Consider the following 6,761-nt stretch of genomic DNA (forward strand, 5'->3'; position numbering starts at 1 on the left):
AGGTGAAGCTCATATCGCCACCGCAAAGCCTTAAGATTCTGTAAGGGAGTTCGAGTCCCTTCACGATTGACTCAACGTGTGCAACCATACCGTCGAGTGCAGCGTATGAATCCTCAGGAAGGCTGAGCTGGACTATTTCAACCTTGTCGAACTGATGCAGACGGTTCAAGCCGCGCACGTCCTTTCCGTAAGAACCTGCCTCGCGGCGGAAGCACTGTGAGTATGCTGTGAGCTTTACAGGGAAATCGCTCTTTGAAAGGATTACGTCCCTGTAAAGGTTAGTTACAGGAACCTCGGCTGTAGGAATGAGGTAGAAATTGTCAAGGCCTACGTGATACATCTGCCCCTCCTTGTCAGGAAGCTGACCGGTTCCAAAGCCGCTTGCTTCATTAACCATCAGCGGTGGCTGAATCTCAAGATAGCCTGCCCTTGTGTTCATGTCAAGGAAATATGAAATGAGGGCTCTCTGAATCCTTGCGCCCTTGCCCTTGTAAACAGGGAAGCCAGCGCCTGTTATCTTTACTCCAAGATCAAAATCAATGATATCAAGGCTCTTTGCCAGTTCCCAGTGAGGTTTCGGGTTCTCAGGCAGTTTTGCCTCAGGACCGCCCATCTTCACCACGAGATTGTCTTCCGCACCCTTTCCGTTAGGAACTATTGAGCAAGGAAGGTTAGGAAGAAGCACGAGTGCATTGTTCATCCTCTGCTCCGCCTGTACCATTGATTCCTCAATCTCCTTTGTCCTTTCCTTGAGTGCGGCAACTTCAGCCTTTGCAGCCTCGGCAGAAGCTTTGTCACCGGCCTTCATGAATGCTCCTATCTCCTTTGCCTTTGCATTCTGACGGGCCTTCAATGAATCCACTTCACCCTGCGCATCCCTTCTCTTACTGTCCTGCTCAAGGATGGTGGCAACTATTTCCTTTGCATCGAAATTCTTTACAGCCAGACGCTCAATCACGAATTCGGGCTGCTCTCTCAAAAGTTTAAGTGTTAACATGAAATAATGTATTTATCTTGTTCAAAAAAACAAGGAGCATCCTTTTCAAGGGACACTCCTATATTCTTTATTTACGCAGTCATTCCCTTGTTACTCAATAGGAAGAACCGAAACGTAAGATTTGCCCTGGGCTTTCTTCTTGAATGTTACAACACCATCAATCAAAGCATAAAGAGTGTGATCCCTTCCCATACCAACGTTCTGGCCAGGATTGTGAACTGTACCTCTCTGTCTTACAATAATGTTGCCTGCCTTGGCAATCTGTCCGCCAAACAATTTAAGGCCTAACCTTTTGCTTTCTGATTCACGGCCGTTCTTGGAACTACCAACACCTTTTTTATGAGCCATAATACAAAAATTTTAATTAAGCGATTGATTCAATCTCTATTTGGGTTAAACACTGACGGTGGCCGTTCTTCTTGTCAAATCCTTTTCTGCGGATTTTCTTGAATACAATCACCTTATTACCTTTGAGATGCTCAAGAACCTTGGCATTGACTGCTGCGCCCTCAACGTAAGGATTACCTACCTTTACTGCGCCGTCATTGTCAACGAGAAGCACCTTCTCAAATTTGATGGAATCGCCTACAGCTGACTCACTCAAACGATGAACAAAAATCTTTTTGCCCGCTTCAACTTTAAATTGTTGTCCTGCAATATCTACAATTGCGTACATAAATAAAATGTTTATGGTTTTGACAGCAAGCGGCCACCACGCCAACCGGCCGATGACACTTTAAGGAGCTATACTGCCTTCTATCAATAATCCCGCAAATATAATCTTTTTTGCAATCCCCGCAAAAAAATCATCCTTAATATTTGATCATTGCCACAACGCCGTCCATTGTGGTAACCAGCACCCTGTCCTTGCCTATTGGCAGAATCTGATTGATGAGGGCGAATGAAACCTTGTGCTTCCACTTCAGGCTTCCATCGGCAATGTTCACTGCAAATATGTTACCCTTGTCAGTAGGCACGAAAAGCAGACCCTTTCCGCTCTTTCCAATGCCGGAAACCGTTGTCATTTCAGTAGGTGCAATCTCGTACCCAAAGCCCAGGTTCGCTGTCCATACCCTTGTAGGGAACTTGCTCTTTGTACTGAAGGCCCAGACCTCGTCCTTCATGAGTTTTACGAAATACATGCTCTTGTCAGGAGAAACACCCAGCGACTCCCTTCCGCCATATTCCTTCCAAATAGTCTGGCCTGTCTTTGAATCAATGTAATAAGAATAACGTTCAGGAGTTACAATGATTATTTTATTGTCAACCTTTACAGGATAAACGGCCGCCGGGGAAAGCATTCTGCTGCCCTCGGTTGACCAGCTCCACTGAAGCTTTCCTGTAGCGGTGCTCATTGAATAAAGGGTGTTGGCCCAGTCCCCTATCACAATCTGGTAGTTATCAACGTATGGCCTTGCCTCAATGAATCCCTTTATCTTTCCATAGCGCCATGCAAGCGAACCGTTGCTCAGGTTCAGAGCCCTGAATGAACCGTCGGAAGCGCCGAAGAAAACCTTCCCGTTGAAAATCACAGGAGCACCCAGCACAGACTTGTCACATTTATATTTCCATTTGAGCTGCCCGCTCTTGAGATTCAACGCATACATATATGTATCGCAGCTTCCCACCACCACTGTTCCACCGGCGATGGCTGGAGTCGAGAAAATCTTGCCCTGAGTTGCGAACTCCCACAGAACCTTGCCTGTTTTAGCATCCAGCCCCTTCACAATTCCCTTTGTATTTGCATACACAACCACAGGCTTGCCACCGTTCTCGCTGTAAGCGGCACCGCAACCTATGTCATAATTGTCCTCCAGAGTCCACAGTTCCTTTACGTTCGGGAACTCATTGTTCATATCCTTGTTCGGACGCGGATATTTCTCATCGGTCCTGTATGCCAGACCATTGCTCAGCCTTACATTGTACCAAGGCTCCTTTGTTCTTCCTTCTATCTCAACTTGCTTTCCGTTCCTGAGAATGATTGCAGGAGCAATCCTCTCGCGGAAGCTGACATTGTTACCCTTTACCGTTACGATATTGTAACCGGGGCCGTCCTTGCCTGCATTCTGGCTCGAGCGCCCTATGACGCCAGGAATGCCCTCATACTCCATTGCCCTGTCCTGATGCCAGTGACCGTTGAGCACAAGCTGTGTGTTCATATTTTTCAAACGGTCTATCACTGCGGTATAGTTGAGCATTGATGTATCCATAGGATAATGGTTCACAAAGAACACAGGCTCGTCCGCCGGAATTGCCTTTGCAAGCGAATCAAGGAAAAGCAGGCCGTCACGTGAGTGAAGTGCAGGCGCCATTCTCATCTGCGGACCACAATTGGTTCCAACGAACCTTATGCCCTTGTGCTTGAATGTATATCTCTCATAACCGAACACGTTCAGGAATGAATTGCAGCCGCTCTCGCTCCACTTTGCATCGTGGTTGCCGGCAATTATCCAGTAAGGCTTGTTCAGCTTGTCAAACAGATTCTTTGCCAGGACAAGCTCCTTGTCAGCACCGAAATCCGTGATATCACCTGCAAACAGCACAAAATCAATGTCAGGATTGTTATTTATGTCATCTATGCAGGCCTGAGCGTCATTCACGCTGTTGGAGCCAACGCTCAAATGAATGTCTGAAAGAAAAGCAAAAGAAAAATCACCGATTTTCTCTGTCTGTGCATTGCAACCAAGCACAAACGCAAAAAAGAAAGCGGCGGAAAGCAGAATTTTGTTCCTCATAATCTATTGTAGTTAATTTATCCGAAGTTACCATGCTATTTTCCAGCTGGTTATGGTGTGCTTGGCGCAGGTGAAGCGTACGCCTACCTTGACTTTCGGTCTCGGGTCGGCCATGTACGGAGCGTCGTAGAGGTTCTTCTCTATCTGGGCAAGGGCCGAACTTGCCGTTCCTCTCATCTTGAACTCGAATATGTATATTGCATCGGGCAGCCAGACCACCATGTCAACCCTGCCCTTTGCCTGCTTCACCTCGGTCTCAAGGTTGAGGCCCATTCCGTTGAAGAGTATGTAGAGGTCACGCTGGTGGAGCGCCTCAAGCTTCTCAAGGTCCTCAAGGACTTCCTTGCCCTCGTACATGTAAGGCACGCCGGAGAGGAATGACTGGAGGGCCTTCATTGCTGCATCAACATCACCTTTCCTCAATGCCCTGTTCATGGCCGCAACCATGTTCATCCTCTGGTCCGTGTTGAGAGGGGTGAGCCTCTTGAGGAGGTTCTCGAACAGACCGACGCGGACCTCCTCGTTCGGTATTCCAAGTGCGTAACTGCCTGCATCCTTGTCATAGTCCTTTATGGTGAGGTATCCAGACTGGTAGAGGAGAGGCAGTGCGCTGTCCATCTCCTGTATTGAAGACTCGAAGGCCGATGCCGGCATGAGCTCCGTCCTGTTGAGCTTCAATATGTCGGTCCTGAACTCCCTCATCTTTTCAAGCAGGAAAGATGGCGTGCCCGTGCTGAACCAGTAGCTGCCGAACTCGTTTCTGTACAGGCAGTTGAGCAGGCTGAACGGATTGTAAATTCCCGTACCTTTCTGGTGGAAACGGTATCCGTCGTACATCATTCGCAGTTTCTCGAACGTCTGTTCAAGGCTGAGTTCCTGTTCCAGTGCCAGTTGCTTGATGTATTCTGAACAGTCACGTCTCATTTCATCCGCAGTTATTCCGCAGATATCGTGATACTGAAGGTTCAATGAAATGTCATTGAGGTTGTTCAGGTCTGAGAACACGCTCAGCTTGCCGAATTTTGTGACTCCTGTGAGCAGGGCGAACCTTATGCACCCGTCCATGGTCTTGAGTGCGCCGTAGAAGCCCTTGAGCGTTACACGATACTCCTCCTGCAACGCCTCGTTGCCAATGGCCTGCAGAACCGGTTTGTCATACTCGTCAACAAGAATCACCACCTTGCGTCCGGTATTTTCGTAAGCCCGGCGTATCACACCTTCGAATCGCTGCCCGAATGTGGCTTCAGCTACCGACTTTCCGTACGTTATCTCCTGCGTGGATATAAAAAGCTCAAGTCTTTTTCTCAGAGCGTCCTTGTCGCTGTAATTCTCCGTGTTCAGGTCCAGATGAAATACAGGGTATTCCAGCCAGTCTTTCTCAAGCCCCTCCATTGCCAGTCCCTTGAACAGCTCCCTCTTTCCGCTGAAATATGTGTGGATGGTGCTCATGAGCAGACTTTTTCCGAACCTTCGCGGGCGTGAGAGAAAATAATACTTTCCCGTTGTGACGAGCCTGTAGATAAGATACGTCTTGTCCACATACATGTAGTTGTTCGTTCTCAGGTCCTCGAAATCCTGAATGCCAATGGGCAGGTTCTTAAGCTGCAAGCTCTCTTCCATACAATTCACACATTTTATGCGAATATATGCAAAACGCATTTAAGTTGCAAACCTAAGCTTCCGCAAAACACACCGTCATCAGCTGGAAAACGGCAAAGAGAACAATCATTGCTATCTGCTACTGGTGCTTTGTTCATCAGATATGATTGCGCCATATCCCATAGGACGCACAAAATAGCCGTTGCGATGATCGATGAATCCCAAATTGCCACCAGGCTCCTGCCAACGCTTCCCATTCGAAAGCCGCATCCATCAAGAAGATGGGGCTGGATATGAAGTAACTTTCGCGCTACGCGAAGCGGGGACTCTGGCAGGTCATCCATCCACCGAGTCCCACCCACAGGCCAAAATTCATTGTTTTTGCTATTTTCGGCCCTTATTCAAGAAAAATGCCCATTTTCGCTGAGTTTAAAACTTGCCGACAGGTCTCTCGTGTGCATAGAACGCATATTTCCATCAAATACTACAAATCACTCCCGGTCATCATTCTCGGTAATTCTCACAAAACTGGACGGCAAGGAGGTCCTGTAGCTCCAGGACTTGGCCATATCCCAAAGGAGCCAGAGCCCTCCCACCGCCAAAAGGATGAAAGACCGTGGCATGCCTCTTCCCATACACAGCAACACACCGATTCAAATGAAAACTCCTGCCAGAGCAATGAAGCCTAAACACCCCAGCACGTTCCAGCGCACATGCTTCCTGATACGGGTAGCCTTCTCCCGCATTATCTGGGAGTCGGACGCATTCGAACAATCATTACTATCTGCTGCTGGCGTCTTTTTCGTCAGATATAATTGCGAGCAATCCGCATGAATACTGGGTCTGGATATTCATCGGTATTGCCTTAAACAAACGGGGCGGCTTCTGTCAAAGCGATGCACATAGACACTAGCACACAATCTCGTGTCATCCTCATGAGTACCCTCACCATAACGGCTTCTGTACAGGCTGAACACAGCCGCTACCGCCAGCACAACTTCTAAATGATTTTCACCGTTTTCATTCTATTCCAACATTACGACTACCGCCTTCGTATTATCCATATCTGGCATTGTATGGCATATTAATTTTGTAAAAAATAACTTCTACTAACATTCTATTTCTTCTTTTCAACATTCTGAACAATAAGTATGCTGGCCTCATATAGTAAATACAAAGGTATTGCCACCATAGCCAATGTAAACACGTCCGGAGGTGTTATTATCGCAGACAATGTTGCGATAATCATAAGCGCCCACTTTCTATATTCTTTGAGGAGTTCTGATGATATAACGCTATAGGACTTCGTGTTGCGTGAAGCGCGATTTGGAGTCCGGTTGTACTAAGCCCTGCCGCGCACGGAGGGTCGCATACCTTATTATTGGGTAAAGCATTCAGGGCTTTATACCCCTTCATCTGAGAGTGTCGGT

6 protein-coding genes are annotated in these 6,761 nt (G+C 47.6%); all 6 read right to left on the minus strand.

The genetic code is table 11. The features are described from left to right. Nucleotides 1-997, minus strand: a 997-nt coding sequence (gene serS, locus AC06L3_RS06700) for a serine--tRNA ligase (protein ID WP_475669849.1), incomplete at its 3' end; no start/stop codon positions are given. A 90-nt stretch (nt 998-1,087) separates the two neighbouring features. Further along, nucleotides 1,088-1,345 (minus strand): 50S ribosomal protein L27, encoded by a 258-nt coding sequence (gene rpmA / locus AC06L3_RS06705; protein WP_475669850.1) that lies wholly within the window; start codon nt 1,343-1,345, stop codon nt 1,088-1,090. Nucleotides 1,346-1,361: 16 nt separating this feature from the next. Next, entirely contained in the window at nt 1,362-1,673 is a 312-nt protein-coding gene (rplU, locus tag AC06L3_RS06710; RefSeq protein WP_475669851.1) for a 50S ribosomal protein L21, read from the minus strand. Nucleotides 1,674-1,809: 136 nt separating this feature from the next. Next, a complete protein-coding gene (locus tag AC06L3_RS06715; protein WP_475669852.1) occupies nt 1,810-3,732 on the minus strand; it encodes an outer membrane protein assembly factor BamB family protein in 1,923 nt (640 codons plus the stop codon). Nucleotides 3,733-3,759: 27 nt separating this feature from the next. Then, nucleotides 3,760-5,352, minus strand: a complete 1,593-nt coding sequence (locus tag AC06L3_RS06720; RefSeq protein WP_475669853.1) for an ATP-binding protein — start codon at nt 5,350-5,352, stop codon at nt 3,760-3,762. Between the two features lie 1,096 nt (nt 5,353-6,448). After that, entirely contained in the window at nt 6,449-6,622 is a 174-nt protein-coding gene (locus tag AC06L3_RS06725; RefSeq protein ID WP_475669854.1) for a twin-arginine translocase subunit TatC, read from the minus strand. Between the last annotated feature and the right edge of the window lie 139 nt (nt 6,623-6,761).

It is taken from the genome of Candidatus Egerieousia sp., assembly GCF_056211015.1.